Consider the following 20569-nt stretch of genomic DNA (forward strand, 5'->3'; position numbering starts at 1 on the left):
AAATGAAAAAGAATAATTTTAACAAATGGGGAATAGCCATCATTTTGTGCGCAATCATTGGTGCAATCGGTACAGTGGCATATTTTTATTTTAAACAGAAAACTCAAAAAATTGAGCAGAAGTCAACGCTCGAAAAGCCTGAAAAAGAAATAGGAACTGTATCAGAACCCGTTATTGAATCTGTTGAGATTGAACCTAAAGTTGAAGCGGCGAGTGCAGAAGTTGTTATGCGAGGACCAAATGAGGGGTGGTTACCGATCGAAGCACTGTTTGATGAAAAAGGATTATTGAAGTCTGAGTATTACAGTCAAAATCCTCAAGATTCAGATGTTGATAAATTACCTTATAGCTCGAATAAAATTGGTGATTTTAAATGGCGAGCTGAATTTCATCCTGTTGATGATTTTAAAGGCGATCAGGCTAGATTTAAAGATCAATGTTTTGGATATTGTGTTTTAGTGAAAGGTAAGTTGCTGACCAGTGTTGAATCGACTGTATTTACGGGAGCATTTATTGCGAAAGATCATTTGATCGAAGTGATTGCACATAAGGGGAGTGGCGCATATATGCCTGTCAACTATAGCTTTATCAAAATCGACAAAGCTGGTAATGCAGAGTTAATCTCAGATGATCATAATTCTTACAAAGATCAATTGGCTCGTATCAATCATTCGGGACTCGAGATTGACTTAAAACCATTTAGAAAACTTCAATATTTTCTTCTAATGAATGAAAATGGTTTAAATGTGTCGATGCAAAAACCCAATAAGGTGGATGTCGAACCGACTCAGTGTAAAGAGTATTACGATGGAACATTAGAGGCATGTCCAACTTTATATGGATGTAAAGCTGACATTGTGGTGCAAGATCTGGCACGTGCTTATGCTGGAGATGTTGCATTTAGTTATCATGATCCAAATATTGATGAAAAGAAATTTAATGAAGTTTGTTTTAAAGTTTGTCGCAATGAAAATGTGAGTTATGAAGAGTTTGAAAACACATTGTGTAAAGTAAATTAAATAGTAAAAATGAATTGGGGAGAAGTAGAGAGATCAGATGTCTCTCTTTTGAATTGCTGTTCCATACGCAAAGACTTCGACCATGCCACCTTGCATACCCAACTCAGTGGTGCTTAAACGTAAGCCCATAATTTGGTTTGCGCCCATCTTTTCAGCTTCTTGCTTTAAACGCACCACGGCTTCACGACGTGCCCGATCGACGATGCTTTCATAACTGGTTAAACGTCCGCCAAAGAAGTTCTGAATATTGGCAATCACATATTTAAAATAATCATGTGAAATCACTACATTACTCGAAATAAGTTGTCCGAAATGTTCAGTAGTTTTAAAGCGGTTGTTGTCTATGCGAATATGTGCCAATCGCTTTTCTTGAGCTTCGAGTTCTTTGAGATGTTTTTGTTCGATATGGCGACCGAAGCCCCAACCAATACAAAAGAGCACCACAAAGATCAGGACTTTAAAAATAAAGGCATCCATGACTTAGTCCTGAGTTGGAAATGGGTCTGGGAGTTTTGCTGAGTTGGCTTCTACGCGAACAGCCGTGCCATACACAAATAATTCAGAGGCGCCTTGAGCAATATTTGAGGTTGAAAAACGGATACCGACGACCGCATTCGCGCCTAAGGCACGTGCTTTATCAATCATACGGCTCATAGCTTCTTGACGGGATTCTTCGAGTAGTTCTGTATAACCTTTGAGTTCACCACCCACGATATTTTTTAGGCCAGCCATAAAGTCACGACCAACATGTTTACTGCGGACAGTACTGCCATAAACGACATCAAGTTGTTGTGTAATGGTATGACCCGGAACAGATTCAAGATTACTTAAAAGCATTTTTAGTTATCAATATAAAAAGGTGAATTGAAGATAGAAAACTCTTTAGCAAAAAGCAATAAATTCATTTTTATTTTAAAGCTTCGATCTAAAAATGAAAAAGCCCACCGAAGTGAGCTTTTCAAATATTACTGGCTAGGCTAAATCAAATTATTGTTTTGATGCAGCTTTACGCTCAGCAGTAGAAGGTTGGTATTGCACAGCATCAGAAGTGTTGGCTTTGATACCACCACCAAGTGTTTTATACAATTCAACTTGATTGTTGAGATTTGCTTGTTCAAGCAACAACAAACCTTGCTCAGCTGCATAAGATGCACGCTGCGCATCCAGTACAGTTAAGTAGCTATCAATACCAGCACGGAAGCGAGCATTTGATAGTTTGTACGTTGTGTTGGTTGCATCAACTAAACGGCGCTGTGCTGCAATACGGTCACCAATGTTTTGGCGAACTGCAAGCGCATCATTCACTTCACGGAAAGCTGACTGAACTGATTTTTCATAATCAGACAATGCAATTTTCTGGTCAGTTTCAGAAACTTTAATATTTGCCTGACGTGTACCCCAGTCGAAAATTGGAATATCTAGGCTAGGGCCAGCAGACCATACAAAGTTGCCTGATTTAAATAGATCACCTAAGTCCGTTGAAGCATAACCCGCTGAACCTGTCAGACTAATCGTAGGGAACAGACGTGCTTTAGCTGCACCAATGTTCGCACCAGCAGCAGACAGTTTATATTCAGCTGCACGTACATCTGGACGGTTGTTCAACAAGTCACTTGGAATACCTGAACCAATGGTATTGGTCGAAGTAATTCGACTGACACGTTGATTTGGCAGCAAGTTCGCAGGTACTTGTTGACCCACTAATAGGTTCAATAAGTTTTGCGCTTGAGCAATTTGAGTCTTGTAATTCGCAACATCATTACGTGCAGTTTCTACAGAAATTTGAGCCTGACGAACAGGAACTTCACTGTCAATACCGACATCAAAACGCTTTTTGTTGAGGTTGTAAGATTCAAGCTGAGCCTTTAAGGTTTGATCCGCAAGCTTCAAGTTTGAGTTAGCGTATGCATAGTTTAACCATGCTTGAGCCACTTGACCGATCAACGCAATTTGTGTCGCATCACGGGCACTTGCAGTTGCAAGGTAACTGTCTAAAGCATTGTCTTTTAAGCTACGTACACGACCCCAAAAATCAAGTTCATAGGCAGTGACACCTAAACCGACATTGTAAGAGGTGATAGGCTTTTGTGTATTCAACGTGTCTTGACGAAGTACGCTACCACTTGCACCAATGGTTGGTAATTGACCATTGGCAGTGATTTGATACTGTTGCTGTGCACGTTCAATATTTAAAGCAGCCGTACGTAGGTCACGGTTATTGGCTAAAGCTAAGTCAAGAACTTGTACCAGACGTTGGTCAGCAAAGAAATCTTTATATCCTTGTTCAGCAACAGAAGTACCAGAAGCACTTGCTGTGTAGCTTTCGGGGATATTGGTCTGAACAACCGGCTCTGGACCACGCATGCTTTGGCAGGCAGCCAAAGCAAGCGCAAGTGAAGAAACCGCAATGCTACGACCTGCAATAGACCATACATTTTGCATCACGATAAATGCTCCTGATTATTTTGTTGTTTTGGTTTGTACTTAAAGATACTTCGGATCCATACATAGAACACAGGAATAAAGAAGATACCAAGTAGGGTAGAACTGATTACGCCACCCAATACACCATAACCTACGGAGTGCTGGCTACCTGCACCTGCACCCGAAGAAAGCGCAAGCGGAAGTACACCAAAACCGAAGGCTAAAGTAGTCATGATAATTGGACGTAGACGCATTTTAGCGGCATGCAATGTTGCGTCAAACAGATCTTCACCTTTTTCTTGAAGTTCTTTGGCGAATTCTACGATCAAGATCGCATTCTTCGCGGACAAACCAATGACGGCAATAATAGCCACCTGGAAGTAAATGTTATTCGCCAAGTTTGGATTTTTGAAGAACACCATTCCAAGGAAAGTCAGTAATAACGCACCCAATACACCTAATGGTACAACCAGTAATACTGAGAACGGAATAGACCAGCTTTCATACAAGGCAGCAAGACATAGGAAGACGATTAACAATGAAAGTGCGTATAAGAATGGTGCTTGTGCGCCAGACTCACGTTCTTCTAGAGATAAACCAGTCCATTCATAGTCAAAGCCTTGAACGCCCATCGAAGGAAGTTTTTGTACAATTTCTTCCATCGCTTTCATCGCATCGCCCGAACTTACACCCACACCCGGTGAACCTTGAATGTTCACAGATGCGATACCGTTATAACGTTCAAGACGCGGTGAACCATAAGTCCATTCACCAGTAGCGAAGGTCGAGAATGGAACCATTGTGCCTTGGTTGTTACGGACATACCACTGGCTCAGGTCTTCAGGCATCATACGTGCCGCAGCTTCACCTTGTACATAGACTTTCTTCACACGACCACGGTCAACGAAGTCATTGATGTAAGAACCACCCCATGCCATACCCATTGTGGTGTTAATCTCAGAAATACTCACACCCATTGCACCAGCTTGAGCTTGATCAATCGTGATTTTGTACTGTGGTGTATCTTCTTGACCGTTAGGACGAACACCCATGAGGCGTTTATCTTGAGCAGCCATACCGAGCACCATATTACGGGCATCGATAAGTTGTTGATGAGTTTGACCTGCAGAAGCTTTTAACTGCAAGTTGAAGCCGGCAGTTACACCCAATTCAGGCATTGCTGGTAATTGGATTGGCATGATGTATGAAGCATCCTTCACGATCATGTTCAATGCCATACCACGTTGAATAATCGCACCCACTTGAGATTCAGGTGATGTACGGTCTTCCCAATCTTTTAACTTGATGAATGCAAGACCTGCGTTTTGACCTACACCTGTGAACGAGAAACCGGCAACACTGAATACAGAATCGACATATTTTTCTTCGTTTTTCAGGAAGTAATCGGTCATTGCAGTGACAGTTTTATCCGTACGCTCAAGTGAGGCATTCGGTGGTAACTGTACCAGTGTCATTACAACACCTTGGTCTTCTTCAGGTAAGAATGATGATGGTAACTTTTGGAATAAAAGCACTAATAAGCCGATTACAACTGCATAAATCACACCAGAGAAAATCTTGTGGTGTGTCATGAAGTTCACGCCGCCTTGGTATTTATGCGCAACTTTATCAAAAGAGCTGTTAAACCAACGGAAGAAACGGGCAAAGATATTGTTGCTTTCAGGTTTGTTTGGATCATGTTGTTTCAACATGGTCGCACATAGGGCAGGGGTAAAGGTCAATGCTACAATCAATGACAGAATCATTGCTGTTACCAGCGTGATTGAGAACTGACGATAAATTACACCTGTCGTACCACCGAAAAATGCCATCGGCACGAATACAGCGGTTAACACAGAGGTAATACCGATTAAGGCACCCGAGATCTGTTTCATTGAGATTTCAGTTGCAGTCACGGGGTCAAGATGATCTTCAACCATGACACGTTCAACGTTCTCTACGACAACAATAGCATCATCCACGAGGAGACCAATCGCCAGTACCATCGCGAACATGGTGAGTGTGTTGATCGAGAAACCAAACATGTTAATGACAGCAAAAGTACCCAATACCACTACAGGTACAGCCAATGTCGGAATAATCGTTGCGCGCCAGTTCTGTAAGAACAAGAACATCACAAAGAATACGAGAATCACGGCTTCTACAAGGGTATGTACAACACTTTCAATCGATAACTTAATGAATGGAGTCGTATCAAATGCAAGCGTGTCTTCTAAACCTTCAGGGTAGTTTGGACGTAGTTCTTTTAAACGTGCTTCAACAGCTTCGGCTGTATCTAATGCGTTTGCACCAGTTGCTAGTTTGATCGCTACACCACCAGCAGGTTTGTTGTTGAACTTAGAGTCGAACTGATAGTTGTCAGCACCTAATTCAACACGTGCAACATCACCTAAACGTACCTGAGCACCATCACTACTGTTACGCAGGAAAATGTTTTTAAACTGCTCTGGTGTTTGCAACAAACTTTGTGCTGTAACTGTCGCGTTCAGTACTTGACCTTCAGTTGCAGGCGCACCACCTAACTGACCAACAGCAACCTGAGCATTCTGTGTACGGATAGCCGCAGCCACATCACTCGGTGTAACTTTCAGGTTTGCCATTTTGGCTGGATCTAGCCAAATACGCATCGCATAAGAACCACCGAATACTTGGACTTCACCTACACCTGCCACACGGCTGAGAGGTTCAGAAATATTCGAGTTTACATAGTCCTTAATGTCGTCCGCAGTCAACTTACCCGACGGTGAGTGGAATGCTACAACTTGTAGGAAGCTTGCGCCAGATTTGGTGACTTTTACACCTTGACGCTGTACATCTTCAGGTAATAGCGCTGTCGCAGACTGGAGTTTGTTTTGGACTTGAACTTGGGCGATATCTGGATCGATCCCTTGTTCAAAGTTCAATGTAATAGATGCCTGACCGTTACCCGCACTGTTTGACGAAATATAACGTAAGCCATCCAAACCATTCATTTGTTGTTCAATGATTTGGGTTACGGTGTTTTCAACTGTTTCTGCAGATGCACCAGGGTAAGTCGCAGAGATTGAAACCGTTGGCGGTGCAATGGTCGGATACTGTGCAATTGGCATATTAGATAGCGTGAGTACACCCGCCAACATAATCACCAATGCAATCACCCACGCAAAAATGGGGCGATGAATAAAGAATTGAGCCATTCAGTCTACTCCCTATGCGTTTGAAGTAGCTTTTTGTTCAGATTTAGGTGCTGCTTGTTCTGCAACTTTAGCATCTGGCTTTGCTGCAGCAGGTTGTTGCGCACCTTGAGGTGCAGCAGCCTGAGGTTGATACGGTTTGGCTACAACTTGTTGTTCTGGCTTAACTTTCGCAATACCGTCAACAATCACTTTATCGCCAGTGTTTAAGCCTTGAGTAACGATCCAATTCGAACCTTGTGTACCAACAGTGGTTACAGGACGAGATTCAACAGCACCTTTTGCATTCACAATCATTGCAATCGCTTGACCTGTAGGAGTACGTGTAATAGCAGCTTGTGGAATCAGGTAAGCGTTTGGAATCACACCTTGAACGATGCGAGCATTGGCAAACATACCCGGAAGCAATAAATGGTTCGGGTTAGAAAAAACAGCACGAAGTGTAACCGTACCTGTATCGGGGTTCACACTTGCATCAGAAAATGCAAGACGACCTTCAATTGGGTATTCGCTACCATCTTCAAGACGTAATTTCACTTTGGTGTTATTACTGCTGTCTAAGTTGCCTTGGCTTAATTGTTGACGTAAGCGAAGAAGTTCAGCACTTGATTGGTTAATGTCAACGTACATTGGATCAAGACGTTGAATTGTGACTAATGGATCAGCCTGAGATGCAGTAACTAAAGCACCCGCTGTCACTGTAGAACGGTTGGTTTGACCTGAAATTGGCGCACGTACAGTTGAGTAACCTAAGTTAATTTCTGCATTTTTAAGTTCTGCCTGAGATGCAGCAACGTCTGCTTCAGCCAGTTTTACTTGCGCAACAATATCGTCATATTCTTGTTTAGAAATCGCATTTGATCCCACAAGCTGACGGTAGCGACCTTCTTTAACACGTAACACGCCTAAATTTGCTTGTTGACGTCTTAAAGCAGCACGAGCACTGTCAGCTGAAGCACGGTTTGTACGCGAGTCGATCTCGTACAAGGCTTGTCCTTCGCGAACATAGCTACCTTCTGCAAATAGACGTTTCAGTACTACACCACTGGTTTGTGGACGTACTTCTGAAATTTCATAGGCAGATGTACGGCCTGAAAGTTCAACAGATTGTTCAACGCTTTGCGGTTGGGCAACAATGACACCGACTTCAGTTGGTGGCATTTGCTGTGCAGCAGCAGCTTGCTGTGCATCTTTAGGATCTTTGCTACAACCAACAAGTGCAATACTTGTTGCCAATGCGCAAGCAGTCAGGGCAGGAGCCCAAAGCTTTGCAGACATCATTGTTCCACCTCAATTAGATATTTATCTAAATTATTCATTTGTTTACGCTTTACTGATTTTGATGTAACTCAAATAAAGTAGCGCGATCCAAATAAAACTTATGCTCCAACCGGATAAGACATCTGTCGGAAAATGAACCCCAACATATACTCGCGAAACACCCATACACAGCATCCATAACAATGCCAAAATGGTGATCAAACGATGTTGAGCATGTTGTCGGCAAATCAAGATCATCAGACACGCAAGCGATGCAGCATAACAACTGTGTGCGCTTGGGAATGAACTCCCGTAAGACGCTACAAGATGGTACATTTCTGGGGGACGCGGTCTGGTAAACGTAAATTTAAGCAACCATGCAAGGCCGATACTTCCAAAGATCCCTATACTGATAAAAACAATCTCTGTGTATTTTTTATACCACGCAAAGTGTAAACACCATAGCGTGGTGAAAAATAATACAAAAGGCATGCCCCCTAGCGCGGAAAGTCCGATGGCAATTTGATTAAAAACAGCAATACGGTGCTGACTCATCCATTCTACGATATTTAAATCTAATAGATTTAAATAGCTAGAATAAAGCGACAACACACTGATAATTAATGCAAAAAAACCAACAAACAGTAGCGTTCGTGGCATATTTTATTCCTTGTCATTTTAACCGGTTTGAGCTCGGTTAATTAATGGACTAAAGTGTACTCATCAGTACACTTTATTTCAAGTATGTGTAAATCATACTGATTTTATTTTTTGTGTTCATTTACATCTTACTAAAATAAAACACAAATCTGCTAATGATTGTTCTTACTGGCTTGTGTGCCATCTTCAACTTCAAGTGGGGTTTTCGGTGGCCAGAAAAAATCACTTGGTCGCGTTAGAAAATGAGTCATCACCAGTTTAGCCAGTGGTTTCCATTGTTCAAATCTTACGCGACGTGCCCGTAGTGCCACAATAATGGTTAACGTGAAACTGACGAATAAGTTAGTCAGACCGATCAGAATAACCCCTAAGAATGACACAATGATTAAGCCAATGTCTGGTGAACCATTAATATTGATGAGGCCTTGAATGAAGTTGGCCGAGGCGAAGGCGATATGGCGAATATCTAAAGGTAAACCAAAAATAAATCCAATCGTTCCCATACTGCCCAGCATGATCCCGAATAAGAAGTTACCTGCTAAAGCACCTAAGTTTCGCTCAATGTAAGCGGCAAGCTTATCCAGTCTCTCTTGACCCATGATGCGTTTTAACTTTGGATGTGCTTGAATCCGTGGTCCAACTTTGCGATAGATCGCCATGTTGTCAAAGTATCCAGCAAGCAAACCTGATAAAAACAAACATACCCCAGCAATCGCAGCATGTGGCACAGCCAATGAGGTAAATGGATTGAGGTCGTGTAAGGTTTTAGCTGCTTTTGCATGATTCATTAATGGCTCATGTAAAGCCATGTCCCAACTTAATGCGATCAATGCTGCAACAGGAATCGCAATACTGATGTTGCCTAAGATTGCAATAAACTGGGTTCGAATGATGTTAATAATCAGCGCGGCAAGCTCGGCAATCTGCGCCATTTTCGAGCCTTTACGATGCTGAACCGTCGAGGCAAGGGCAGCAGCTGTCATCGCAGGCTGTTTAGTGGCAACAGTAAAATGTAAGACATGAATCAGCATAAAGCCGAAAGAGTAGTTCAGACTATATGAAATGGCTTGCATGAGCGGTGCCATGCTGACACGGGCCATCAGTACTTTTAAAGTTGCCATACAGGCAATGATCACACCGGCACCTGCCGCAGATCGGTACATGCTCATAAAGCCTTGTTTGTCCGTACTTACATAGTGTTCGCCGGTTTTACTTGCGTTTTCGGTGACTTGTAGGGCAACCAATTCACTATTGGTGGCGAGCAAATCGCGCACACTGCGCTCGCTATAAATCGCTGACGTCACATCACTGAGTAAACTACCCATAGACACATAGCGGACATCATCTTCTTCAACAATCAGGTTGAGTAAGATTTCTAAGCGATCTAAACACTGTTCTAAAAGCGACAATAAGTAAGTCAGGCTGACACTTACACCAATTCGTTTGGTCGCACGCCGAATCTTCAGCACCACATCACGACATTGTTCCAGCATTACCAACGCTTGAGAAGCATCTGGCGGTAGCACAGCACTCATTTCTTCAGCACTTTGATGGAGCTTTTTATACTGCTGAATAAAATCATTTATTTCACGGTTTTGCACCAAAAAAGGTGATTCATATTCGGTCAGTTCAGGCTGTGCATTAATAAATTCAGGATATAAGCCAATACCACTTACCCGATAGGACAAAACGGTAATAGCTTTAATTAACTCACGGCGAATTTTCTTTTTTTCTTCCTGATTGCTATGACCTTGGTTAAACAATCGAAAGAGCTGCATCCATTGCTGATCATCAATACTGTCCAGCCAATATTTGTCGCTATGACGATAAAAAACTCGACGGACTAAATCTTGTAATTGAGTTTCGTCATTGATCAGAGGAAGAAAATGTGCGCCAAGCCGTTGGAACAGTTGTCCCCAGAAACCATCGAGAGACAAAATACCCGTGTCCGCATATAAACTGGTTTGTTTATATCGGCTAATGAGTTTTAGGACAAAACTTTGCAGGGTAGAGGCTGCATCTGGCGTGATGAGTAAAGCTTGGATGAAAGCCTGAAATTTTTTCTTAATTTCGTCGGTATTTTTTGTATCTTCTGGTCGAATTCGGTTGACCAATTCGATCAGCAAGTTTTCATCCAGCACAGCCCGAGGGGTATCGAGCTGTTGCTGCATGGTCAAAAAGATATCATTGAGTTTTATATGCATAGGCAAGGGGAATTACGATGAATATTGTTAATTATTGAATTCGGTGTAATGCCAAGTTTGCGAGGTTGATTAAAGCTTGACGATATTCAGTATCTGGTAGCGCTGCTAAAGCGGCTAGTGCTGCCTCAGTTTCTTCAGTCGCTCGTTGGCTACAATAATCAAGTGCCCCAGAGCTTTGTACAATCTGAATAACACGCTCTAAATCTGCCGTACCACCTGTGGCAATACTGCGGCGAATAATGTCATGTTCTTCGCCAGTGGTATTCTTTAAGGCAGAGATTAAAGGTAAAGTTGGTTTACCTTCCATCAAATCATCGCCAATATTTTTACCTAATGTTTCAGCATCTGAGGTGTAATCTAAAATATCGTCAATAATTTGAAAGGCATTTCCAAAGTGTCCCGCAAATTTTCTAAGCGGTTCACGGTACTCTGGTGTACCAGTCAGAATCGCTGCACCTTCGGTAGCGAGCTCAAATAAACGCGAAGTTTTACCGTGAATAATATCTAAATAGGTTTGTTCAGTAGTTTCGGGTTGGTGCTGTGATTGAAGTTGTAAAACTTCACCTTCAGCAATTTCACAGGTACCCGTTGAAAAGTCTTTGAGTAATACTTTGCTGTCTAGATCCACCAATAAATCAAAAGCTCGTGAAATTAGAAAATCCCCCACTAGTACGGCAGTTTGATTATTCCATGTCGCATTTGCGGTTGGGCGACCACGGCGTAATCCCGATTCATCGACTACGTCGTCATGAACCAAGGTTGCGGTATGTAGCATTTCAATAATTGCTGCAAGTTTACGGTGTTTTTCTAAATCTTCTGCGCCACAAGCCTTTGCTGCAAGTAAGCACATAATGGGACGCATGCGTTTACCGCCTGCTTCAACCACATGTTTACTGACTGCCATGACCAAGGCAACTTTAGACGTGATTCCTTCATTAATAAATTTGTCCATCGCAGCAAAGTCAGTAGCAACAGGCGCGAGAATATCTTGCTTAAAGTCGATGGTCATATGAAGAGAAACCTCAATAATTTTTGAATTACAGACGTAGTGTAGCAATTTGTTATATGAATAACAGATAAGAACTTACTCAATTGACTTAATCTTAAGTGATTTTTTTCATCAAGCGGAAGTATTGTACTTATTTTTTAACAGACTTTTATCTTTAGCATGTTGTTTGAACAGCATGTTGTTGATGTCAGTCCAGTGTATATTAGCGAATTGTTGCTAAAAATCTATGTCAAACCTTGCCAAAAGCATGATAAGTGAAATAGAGCACTCATTTTAATGGTTTTAATGACACTGTTTATATAATAAACGCATACTCATCTAATATTTTACGGAAATGACTTGTTGTTTTTCGGGTTATCCCTTAAAATCTTTGCCTTTGCGAAACCCCAGTGACGATCGTTTTAAGATCGGTATATCCCTTTACCGGCACGACAACACGGGCATGTTTGGAGTACTTAAATGTACGCAGTAATCCAAAGCGGTGGTAAACAACACCGTGTAGTTGAGGGTGAAACCCTTAAAGTAGAATTATTGAAAGCTGAAACTGGCTCAACTGTTACTTTTGATGACGTGTTGATGCTTGTTAACGGTGACAGCATTCAAATTGGTGCACCAGTAGTAGCTGGCGCTAAAGTAACTGCTGAAGTAGTTAGTCATGGTCGTCACGACAAAATCCGCATCATCAAAATGCGTCGTCGTAAACACTATCGTAAACAACAAGGTCACCGTCAATGGTTCACTGAGTTGAAAATTACAGCTATTTCAGGCTAATTACGAGGAGTAAGTAGACATGGCAACTAAAAAAGCCGGTGGTTCGACTAAAAACGGTCGTGACTCGAACCCAAAAATGTTGGGTGTTAAAATCTACGGCGGTCAATCTGTGACTGCTGGTAACATCATCGTTCGTCAACGTGGTACTGAATTCCACGCTGGTGTAAATGTAGGTATGGGCCGTGACCATACTTTATTTGCAACTGCTGACGGCGTTGTAAAATTCGAAGTGAAAGGCCAATTCGGTCGTCGCTACGTATCTGTTGAAGCGTAAGCTTTAATAGAAAAAAGACCCGCATTTTTTTGCGGGTTTTTTTTCGTCTGAAGAAAATGTGAGGTATTATTTTAGATTGTTACAAACGATGTATATATCAATAAATCACCATAAATAGTGATTTAAATCACAAAAAATAAAGAACGTAATAGAGGAGTACAAATACAAAAAAAGGATAGGGACATGAATAAAATATTGAATACAGTTTTTATCAATGCTGACTATCAGAAAAGGAATTGTCCTGATAAAAGCCAACAAATTGCATTTGAAAAGACACTAGGACTTGGTGAAATAACTTCAATCGCTATTAAAGCTGTACCAAAATTACTTGCTGTGAGTATTTTACTTTCTCTAGGCTCAATTGCATGGGCTGGTGGGAGTGGCTCGTCATATCCTGAGCATACTTGTAATCGTTGCAATAGTGGTATTCCTGGGCCAGTAGGGCCAATGGGACCTCAAGGTCCTGCTGGTGAGACAGGAGCAACAGGTGCACAGGGTGAGACTGGAGCTAAAGGTGACAAAGGCGATACTGGAGCAACAGGCGCTACAGGTGCTACTGGTAAAGATGGATTAAATGGCCGAGACGGCATCGATGGTAAGGATGGGTTGAACGGTCTGAATGGTAGCAATGGTTTAGATGGTGCAAGTGCTTATCAAGTTGCGGTGAACAATGGTTATGAAGGCAATGAAGACCAATGGCTAGAAAGTCTACATGGTGCAGTTGGCGCACAAGGGCTAACAGGTGAAAATGGTTTCAGTGCATATGAACTTGCGATAAAAAATGGATTTGTCGGTACTGAAGTTGAATGGTTGTTGAGCTTAAAAGGAACAGATCCGTACATTAAAATACAATCAAACGTTGCCAATACAGCACCTAAACCAACTGCGAATGGACAAGATGCGATTGCAGTCGGTGCAGGTAATAAAGCTGATGGTAATCAGTCTATTGCCCTCGGTGTAAACAATACCGTCAGTGGTGATGGATCTGGTGCTGTAGGTTCAAATAACACAGTTACAGGTAATAATACCTATGTGGTTGGTAACAATATCAACACCTCTGCAAATAATGCTGTTGTACTTGGTAATGGTTCAAGCTCTGACCGCAATAATACGGTTTCCGTTGGCTCGGCTGGTGCAGAGCGGCAAATTATTCATGTGGCAGCAGGTACGGCAGACACCGATGCGGTAAACGTGAAACAAATGCGTCAAGTAGATCTAGAAGTGTTAAATAGTTCAAAAGCATATACAGATCAGCATGGGGCAAATGTACTTAATCAAGCCAATAGTTATACCAATCAACGTGTGAATGAATTGAACCATAATTTCAATAAATTTAAAGATAATGTTTACGGTGCTGTTGCTTCAAGTATTGCAATCGCCTCCTTACCGCAACCCACAGATGCCGGATACAACATGTTTAGCGTAGGTATGGGGGCTTGGGAAGGTTCACAAGGCTATGCAGTTGGTTTCAGTGGAGTGACTGAAACCAATAAATATGTGTATAAATTGGCTGCAACAGGGAATTCTGAAGGTGACTTTGGCGCTGGTGCATCGATCGGTTGGCAATGGAAATAACTCAATATTGGATTATTAAAATTGCTAAATCATGGTTTAATTATTTGAAAGGCATTTGAGTCAAATTAAGTGCCTTTTTATTTTATATTTCTCCATCATGATGAATAAAAAACAGCAATTTGCATTAATAACCATACAAAACTTCTTATTTTCTCTAAATTTAGTCAATGAAAGTGGTTTAAGATGGAGCCATCTAACAAATTGCGTTGATGCAAATATAAAAGGTGAATCTATGAAAATGCTTCGTAAAACCATCTGTGCTATGGCATTAGGTGCAGCGACACTGGCACCGGTTATGAGTACGACAGTATTCGCGGCACCAGTTGCAGCGTCGGAGCAGCAGGCAACTGCCAATTTGGTGAAACAATTATCGGGTATTAAAAGTTTTACAGCTAACTTTCAGCAAACTACAAAAGTGACTAACCCCAAAGCTACTCAAAAGAAAGGTTTAAGTGCGCAGCATATGAACCAAACTTTTACTGGGGTCATGAAAGTTCAGCGTCCGGGTAAATTCTATTGGGAAACAACCAGCCCATCTAAGCAAACTATTGCGACCACAGGTAAAACAGTTTGGATCTATGACCCAGACCTACAACAAGCAGTACGCCAAAGCTTAGATGACCAAGTTGCGAATACGCCTGCATTATTATTGTCAGGTAATACTGCTCAAATCATGAAGTCTTATCGTATTACACAGCCGAATAAGACCAAAACTTATTACACTTTATATCCAAAAAGTGATGATGGTGTGTTTCAAAGCTTAACCATTAGTTTTGGTGCGAAAAATGCGCCGACTTTAATGATTCTCCAAGACTCATTAGGTCAAACAACCCATGTACGTTTCAATAATGTGAAGGTGAATGCGTCTATTCCAGCGTCAACCTTTAATTTTGTACCTCCAAAAGGTACGGACATTATTGATCAATAATTCTCATAATCGAAAAAAAGCAGACATCGGTCTGCTTTTTTTATGGAGAAATGTAAAGCCAGCAAGCTGAATATAAGAGAAATTTAGTAGTATGCTGATATTCACAGTTTGCTTAAATGAAGTGACTTGTGGTTTTGACTGTTGCTATAGGGAATTTTGGGATGAAAAAAAATCATATGAATAATATAGCTTGGGCTGTTTCAGCTGTGGTTTTAATCGGGTCATTAACGGCCTGCCATCCTCGAAATGAACCTGTTGAAGGTGAAACAACGGAACAGAAGCCAGCGGTCGTCGCTGATGCGATTCCACTTATTCAATCTAAATCTGTCGAGATGCAATTACCAAAAGCTCAAGCTTGCGATGCGGAAGGTTGTACCCAATATAGGATTCAAACAGTTGAAACCAATGTTGATTGGATTAATCAATATTTTATTGATCGGATTAAAAAAGCAGACCCGATTGCATTTTCAACTGAGCCGAATCAAAAAATCGATTTATCAGACAAGACGGATGCAGGCTTAAGTCAAAGTACCACTTCTGTTCGATATATTAGTCAGTGGGGACATATCGCAACTTTTGCAATCGAAAGCTATACCTACGCAGCGCATGCGGCTCATGGTATGTCCCATGTTGAATATGTCAATTTTGATTTAAAAGCCAAAAAACGTTTGGCTTTACAAGATGTCTTGGTCAAAGGTGCAGATGCGAAAGTGATTAGCGCACTTTTTGATGCCAACTATATGTGGTTAGATAGTCATAATATTGAACGTTCAAAACTACAGTTAAGTGATAATTTTTATTATGGGGCGAACGGGATTGTATTTGCTTATCCACTGTATGAATTGGCGAGTTATGCAGAGGGCATGCCTGAGCTAAAACTTCCATATTTTACAGTTAAAGGACTATTTAAACCTGAATATTTACCAAGTTTGCCAAATTACGACACCAAATAAGACAATTTGAAGCAAGATTATTGGTTTAATAAGGGGCAGCTGTAAGCTCGGTCACTGTATTTTTGAGTGTTAAGAGCTTACACTATAGCCAGTTTTTTTCTTTACTTAAGATTGGCTATGATCGACCCGAAATTACTCAGAAATAATATTGAGGCTGTAAACTTAGCCTTAGCAAAACGTGGTGTTCAACTTAACGTAGCAGAGTGGGCAGACCTTGAAGCTCGCCGTAAGGAAATTCAGTCTAAAACTGAGTCGTTACAAGCTGAACGTAATGCTGGTGCAAAACAAGTTGGTCAAATTAAAAAAGCTGGCGGTGATGCATCTGAAATCATGGCACGTATGTCTGCTATTGGTGATGAAATTAAAGCCGCAGAAGTTGCACTTTCTGAGCTTCAGGCTGAACTTGAAGCCAAATCTTTATCGATTCCAAATTTACCTCATGAGTCTGTGCCAGAAGGCAAAGACGAAAATGACAATGTTGAAGTTCTAAAGTGGGGTACACCACGTCAGTTTGATTTTGAGATCAAAGACCATACTGACTTGGGTGAAATGATGGGCGGTTTAGAATTTGAAACCGCAACCAAATTGACAGGTACTCGTTTTAGCGTACTCAAAGGCCCATTGGCGCGTTTACAGCGTGCAATTACCCAATTTATGTTAAATACACATACCTTGGAAAATGGCTATACAGAAGCGTATGTACCTTATTTAGTTAATGCAGATTCTTTACGTGGTACAGGCCAATTGCCTAAATTTGAAGAGGATTTATTCAAACTTCAAGGCGAAAAAGAATACTACCTGATCCCGACTGCAGAAGTGCCTGTAACCAACTTCGTGCGTGATGAAATCATTGATCCAGAACGTTTGCCATTAAAATATGCAGCGCATACGCCATGTTTCCGTAGTGAAGCGGGTTCGTATGGCCGTGATACACGTGGTTTGATCCGTCAACACCAATTTGACAAAGTAGAAATGGTTCAGATTGTAAAACCTGAAACTTCGATGGATGCGTTGGAAGAATTAACGGGTCATGCCGAAGGTATTCTTCAAGCATTAGGCTTACCATACCGTAAAGTCGTTCTGTGTGGCGGAGACATGGGCTTTGGTGCAATCAAAACTTATGATTTAGAAGTTTGGGTGCCAAGTCAAAATACCTACCGTGAAATTTCATCTTGCTCATGCATGGGTGACTTCCAAGCACGTCGCATGAAAGCACGTTACCGTACTGACCAAAAGAAAACTGAGTTTGTACACACGCTAAATGGTTCAGGTTTGGCAGTTGGGCGTACTTTACTTGCCGTGATGGAAAACTATCAACGTGCAGACGGTTCAATTGAAATTCCAGCAGTACTTCGTCCATATATGGGCGGTGCTGAATTTATCGATTAATAGTCGATAAAGTGCATACATTTGTGCACAAAAATTGCTTAAGACAATCAGATTTAAACTATTGAGGTCGTGTGTGGATATCTTTCCAATCTCTTTGAAGTTGCAGCAGCAACCTTGTCTGATTGTTGGTGGTGGTCGAATTGCATATCGAAAGGCTGTGCTGCTTGCAAAAGCGGGCGCTCAGCTGACAGTTTGCTCACCCGAAATTGAAGATGATTTATTGACCTTGGTTAATAAAACCCAAGGTCAATATCTCAACTCGATTTATCACGAATCGGTTTATCAAGAAAATGCCATTGCGCTGCGTCAGTTTCGTTTAGTGATTGCAGCAACCAATGACAAAGCGGTCAATCAGGCGGTTTTTGAAGCCTGCGAAGCTGAAAATGTCTTGGTTAATAGTGTTGATGATCCGCCGCATTGCCGTTTTATGGTTCCTGCAATTATTGACCGCTCTCCACTGGTCATCTCCGTTGCATCCAATGGCACATCGCCAGTGCTTTCACGCCAAATCCGCACCCAGTTAGAAAGCTCAATTCCACATGGCATTGGCAAACTGGCTGAGTTCTCAGGCCAATGGCGCGCAGCTGTTAAAGCCAAAATCGTCAATCCAGATGAACGCCGTATTTTTTGGGAAGATTTGTATGCAAGTCCGCTCAAAGAGCAAGTATTCAATGACAATTTGACTGAAGCCAATCGTTTGATTGAACAGGCCTTATTGGAATGGAAACAGCCGAAAGGTGAGGTGTATTTGGTTGGGGCAGGGCCGGGTGATCCTGAACTGTTGACCTTAAAAGCTCTGCGTTTAATGCAGCAAGCGGATGTGGTGATCTATGACCGTTTGGTTTCTCAGCCGATTATGGACCTCTGCCGCCGCGATGCCGAAAAAATCTATGTAGGTAAAGCAAGATCCAATCATGCTGTTCCGCAAGAAGGCATCAATGCCTTACTGGTGAAATATGCCATTGAGGGAAAACGCGTCTGCCGCTTAAAAGGTGGAGATCCGTTCATCTTTGGCCGCGGCGGTGAAGAAATTCAGGAACTCTTTGCGGCAGGCGTTGCCTTCCAAGTCGTTCCGGGAATTACTGCTGCCTCTGGATGTTCGGCTTATGCAGGGATTCCTTTAACGCATCGAGATTATGCGCAAAGTGTACGCTTCTTGACAGGACATCTCAAAGAAGGTTCACCGGAGCTACCTTGGAATGAGTTGGTTTATCAAAATCAAACGCTCGTGCTGTATATGGGCTTGGTCGGTCTAGAAAAAATTTGTGAGAAACTCATCGCGCACGGGCAGCGTCCAGATATGCCTGTCGCATTGGTTTCTAAAGGGACGACACCTGAACAAAAAGTCGTGGTTGGGACATTGGCAGATATTGCATCTAAAGTCAGTGAATACCAAATTCAGGCGCCTACATTGACCATTATTGGTGATGTGGTGAGTCTGCGTGAACAACTTCAATGGCATGAGCGAGGATAAGCAACGCAACGCGTTGCCCGAGCGCAAGGTGAAGGCTATGCCTGAGCAAAGAGGATAAGCAAGCTGCTGAATTGTCCACGTGCAAGGCGAAGGCTATGCCTGAGCAAAGAGAATAAGCAAGTTATTGTATTGTCCAATTGCAATGCGAAAGCTAAGCAATGTAGATAAGCAAGCGCTTGTTGTACCATCTAAACTTATGCTACAGCTATAGAAACTATAGCCTGAGCTTTAAGCCATTATTTAACTAAAGAGTAGAGAAAAAAACTGTGATCCATGTTGTTTTATACGAGCCAGAAATTCCTGCAAATACAGGGAATATCATTCGTTTATGTGCCAATACTGGAGCGCAGTTGCATTTGGTCAAGCCATTAGGTTTTGAGCTGGATGATAAAAAACTCCGCCGCGCCGGTTTGGATTATCATGAATGGGCACACATGAAAGTGTGGGAAAACTTTGAAGAATGCCTTGCGGGCTTAAAAGCGCAAGGTATTGACATGGATGCCATTTATCCATTAACCACCAAAGGTTTTGAAACACCGCATACCTCTAATTTAAATCGTCCTGTGGCACTGTTGATGGGGCCTGAAACACGTGGTTTGCCGGAAGATGTCCGTATGATGTTCCCAAAAGAACATTGGATTCGCCTGCCGATGGCACCAAATTCGCGTAGTTTAAACTTGTCTAATGCTACTGCTGTGATTTTATATGAAGCTTGGCGTCAGCAAGACTTTAAAGAATTGGTCTAAGTGTGATCTGTTCAAAAAGCCGCTCTATCGAGCGGTTTTTTATTGGGAGTGAACACAGTGAACCGTTTACAGCAATGAAGTTTTGTAAAATAAGGGCTTAAAAACTTCAGCATCAATATAAAAATGTGTATAAGAACACTGTGAAGAAATAAAACGGGTACTTAAAACTTGAAATCTATAAATTTAAAAGCTTTTGGTGTCGTGATTGCGACCGGATTCATTTCATCAATGAGTTGGGCTAATCCAACCGTATCGAACACAACAGAACAGACACCAGTGACCGTCACTGCAACTACAGAAAATGTTCCAGTTGTACCGAAGGTTGAGGTGATTAAGCCTTTTACTAAAGCTGAAGTACAGCAGGGTATGCTGGAAATGCAGCAAAGGCAAAATCAGCGTATTGAGGAATGGGGAAAAACACTAAAAGCCGACGATTTTGAGAGGTCTTGGTATGGTGGTCGCCAATTGAAAAAAGCAAAGCGTCAGGAAGTATGTGGGCTATATCAAGACTTAGTCAATGAAACATACAGCTTGGCTCAAAAAAATAAAGCGCGTCTTAGCCCTGCCGATCAGCAGTTAGTAGCAGATCGAAATCAATTTATTCAAAGCTTAGGTTATGAAAATAATATCGTTGATACCAAGATGGGTTTTAATTGCCGCTTAAAATAAGTGATTTTTATCACTGCTTT

At 41.8% G+C, this 20569-nt stretch carries 18 protein-coding genes; 10 read left to right on the forward strand and 8 right to left on the reverse strand.

Annotated elements, in window-relative coordinates; genetic code table 11:
• Positions 1 to 2 precede the first annotated feature (2 nt).
• Complete coding sequence (locus FTV27_RS00200) at positions 3 to 1019, forward strand: hypothetical protein (protein WP_180076724.1); 1017 nt, start codon at positions 3 to 5, stop codon at positions 1017 to 1019.
• Positions 1020 to 1052: 33 nt separating this feature from the next.
• Here FTV27_RS00200 and FTV27_RS00205 read toward each other — a convergent pair whose 3' ends face one another.
• From FTV27_RS00205 to sdsA, 8 genes are all read right to left on the reverse strand, one after another.
• Positions 1053 to 1496 (reverse strand): YbjQ family protein, encoded by a 444-nt coding sequence (locus FTV27_RS00205; RefSeq protein ID WP_078192213.1) that lies wholly within the window; start codon positions 1494 to 1496, stop codon positions 1053 to 1055.
• A gap of 3 nt (positions 1497 to 1499) precedes the next feature.
• Positions 1500 to 1856, reverse strand: a complete 357-nt coding sequence (locus FTV27_RS00210; RefSeq protein WP_078192212.1) for a YbjQ family protein — start codon at positions 1854 to 1856, stop codon at positions 1500 to 1502.
• A gap of 150 nt (positions 1857 to 2006) precedes the next feature.
• Entirely contained in the window at positions 2007 to 3461 is a 1455-nt protein-coding gene (gene adeK / locus FTV27_RS00215) for a multidrug efflux RND transporter AdeIJK outer membrane channel subunit AdeK (RefSeq protein WP_180034600.1), read from the reverse strand.
• On the reverse strand, positions 3461 to 6640 hold the full coding sequence (locus tag FTV27_RS00220; RefSeq protein WP_111885287.1) for an efflux RND transporter permease subunit: 3180 nt from the start codon (positions 6638 to 6640) through the stop codon (positions 3461 to 3463). Before FTV27_RS00220 ends, adeK begins: the two co-directional genes overlap by 1 nt.
• A gap of 12 nt (positions 6641 to 6652) precedes the next feature.
• On the reverse strand, positions 6653 to 7918 hold the full coding sequence (locus FTV27_RS00225; protein ID WP_180076725.1) for an efflux RND transporter periplasmic adaptor subunit: 1266 nt from the start codon (positions 7916 to 7918) through the stop codon (positions 6653 to 6655).
• Positions 7919 to 7960: 42 nt separating this feature from the next.
• Entirely contained in the window at positions 7961 to 8557 is a 597-nt protein-coding gene (locus FTV27_RS00230; RefSeq protein ID WP_078192208.1) for a phosphatase PAP2 family protein, read from the reverse strand.
• A gap of 152 nt (positions 8558 to 8709) precedes the next feature.
• Positions 8710 to 10761: a site-specific recombinase gene (locus tag FTV27_RS00235; RefSeq protein WP_078192207.1), complete on the reverse strand. Its 2052-nt coding sequence runs from the start codon at positions 10759 to 10761 to the stop codon at positions 8710 to 8712.
• A gap of 31 nt (positions 10762 to 10792) precedes the next feature.
• Complete coding sequence (sdsA, locus tag FTV27_RS00240) at positions 10793 to 11770, reverse strand: All-trans-nonaprenyl-diphosphate synthase (protein WP_078191391.1); 978 nt, start codon at positions 11768 to 11770, stop codon at positions 10793 to 10795.
• A gap of 459 nt (positions 11771 to 12229) precedes the next feature.
• Between sdsA and rplU the strand changes: the two genes are divergently transcribed.
• The 9 genes from rplU to FTV27_RS00285 all read left to right on the forward strand — a co-directional run bounded on the left by rplU (position 12230) and on the right by FTV27_RS00285 (position 20549).
• On the forward strand, positions 12230 to 12541 hold the full coding sequence (rplU, locus tag FTV27_RS00245; protein WP_078191390.1) for a 50S ribosomal protein L21: 312 nt from the start codon (positions 12230 to 12232) through the stop codon (positions 12539 to 12541).
• Positions 12542 to 12560: 19 nt separating this feature from the next.
• On the forward strand, positions 12561 to 12815 hold the full coding sequence (gene rpmA, locus FTV27_RS00250) for a 50S ribosomal protein L27 (protein ID WP_067764378.1): 255 nt from the start codon (positions 12561 to 12563) through the stop codon (positions 12813 to 12815).
• 183 nt (positions 12816 to 12998) lie between these two features.
• Positions 12999 to 14390: a YadA family autotransporter adhesin gene (locus tag FTV27_RS00255; RefSeq protein WP_257229947.1), complete on the forward strand. Its 1392-nt coding sequence runs from the start codon at positions 12999 to 13001 to the stop codon at positions 14388 to 14390.
• 232 nt (positions 14391 to 14622) lie between these two features.
• Positions 14623 to 15318, forward strand: a complete 696-nt coding sequence (lolA, locus tag FTV27_RS00260) for an outer membrane lipoprotein chaperone LolA (protein WP_111885313.1) — start codon at positions 14623 to 14625, stop codon at positions 15316 to 15318.
• Between the two features lie 161 nt (positions 15319 to 15479).
• Positions 15480 to 16271, forward strand: coding sequence for an RsiV family protein (locus FTV27_RS00265; protein WP_180076727.1), 792 nt, complete (start codon positions 15480 to 15482; stop codon positions 16269 to 16271).
• Between the two features lie 117 nt (positions 16272 to 16388).
• A complete protein-coding gene (gene serS, locus FTV27_RS00270) occupies positions 16389 to 17660 on the forward strand; it encodes a serine--tRNA ligase (protein ID WP_078192204.1) in 1272 nt (423 codons plus the stop codon).
• A gap of 73 nt (positions 17661 to 17733) precedes the next feature.
• The gene (gene cysG, locus FTV27_RS00275) at positions 17734 to 19134 is read left to right on the forward strand and encodes a siroheme synthase CysG (RefSeq protein ID WP_180076728.1); all 1401 of its coding nucleotides are present in this window, start codon (positions 17734 to 17736) and stop codon (positions 19132 to 19134) included.
• A gap of 266 nt (positions 19135 to 19400) precedes the next feature.
• Positions 19401 to 19880 (forward strand): tRNA (cytidine(34)-2'-O)-methyltransferase, encoded by a 480-nt coding sequence (locus FTV27_RS00280; RefSeq protein WP_180025806.1) that lies wholly within the window; start codon positions 19401 to 19403, stop codon positions 19878 to 19880.
• Between the two features lie 168 nt (positions 19881 to 20048).
• Positions 20049 to 20549, forward strand: a complete 501-nt coding sequence (locus FTV27_RS00285; RefSeq protein ID WP_218949468.1) for a hypothetical protein — start codon at positions 20049 to 20051, stop codon at positions 20547 to 20549.
• Positions 20550 to 20569: the final 20 nt, after the last annotated feature.

Origin of the sequence: Acinetobacter sp. YH12251 (assembly GCF_013417465.1) — a bacterium.
GTDB classification, from domain to species: domain Bacteria; phylum Pseudomonadota; class Gammaproteobacteria; order Pseudomonadales; family Moraxellaceae; genus Acinetobacter; species Acinetobacter amyesii.

Bases quoted from the DNA above. Each gene is read 5' to 3' on its own strand.
- FTV27_RS00200 (WP_180076724.1), top strand. From the start codon at position 3: ATGAAAAAGAATAATTTTAACAAATGGGGAATAGCCATCATTTTGTGC.
- FTV27_RS00205 (WP_078192213.1), bottom strand. From the start codon at position 1,496: ATGGATGCCTTTATTTTTAAAGTCCTGATCTTTGTGGTGCTCTTTTGT.
- FTV27_RS00210 (WP_078192212.1), bottom strand. From the start codon at position 1,856: ATGCTTTTAAGTAATCTTGAATCTGTTCCGGGTCATACCATTACACAA.
- adeK (WP_180034600.1), bottom strand. From the start codon at position 3,461: ATGCAAAATGTATGGTCTATTGCAGGTCGTAGCATTGCGGTTTCTTCA.
- FTV27_RS00220 (WP_111885287.1), bottom strand. From the start codon at position 6,640: ATGGCTCAATTCTTTATTCATCGCCCCATTTTTGCGTGGGTGATTGCA.
- FTV27_RS00225 (WP_180076725.1), bottom strand. From the start codon at position 7,918: ATGATGTCTGCAAAGCTTTGGGCTCCTGCCCTGACTGCTTGCGCATTG.
- FTV27_RS00230 (WP_078192208.1), bottom strand. From the start codon at position 8,557: ATGCCACGAACGCTACTGTTTGTTGGTTTTTTTGCATTAATTATCAGT.
- FTV27_RS00235 (WP_078192207.1), bottom strand. From the start codon at position 10,761: ATGCATATAAAACTCAATGATATCTTTTTGACCATGCAGCAACAGCTC.
- sdsA (WP_078191391.1), bottom strand. From the start codon at position 11,770: ATGACCATCGACTTTAAGCAAGATATTCTCGCGCCTGTTGCTACTGAC.
- rplU (WP_078191390.1), top strand. From the start codon at position 12,230: ATGTACGCAGTAATCCAAAGCGGTGGTAAACAACACCGTGTAGTTGAG.
- rpmA (WP_067764378.1), top strand. From the start codon at position 12,561: ATGGCAACTAAAAAAGCCGGTGGTTCGACTAAAAACGGTCGTGACTCG.
- FTV27_RS00255 (WP_257229947.1), top strand. From the start codon at position 12,999: ATGAATAAAATATTGAATACAGTTTTTATCAATGCTGACTATCAGAAA.
- lolA (WP_111885313.1), top strand. From the start codon at position 14,623: ATGAAAATGCTTCGTAAAACCATCTGTGCTATGGCATTAGGTGCAGCG.
- FTV27_RS00265 (WP_180076727.1), top strand. From the start codon at position 15,480: ATGAAAAAAAATCATATGAATAATATAGCTTGGGCTGTTTCAGCTGTG.
- serS (WP_078192204.1), top strand. From the start codon at position 16,389: ATGATCGACCCGAAATTACTCAGAAATAATATTGAGGCTGTAAACTTA.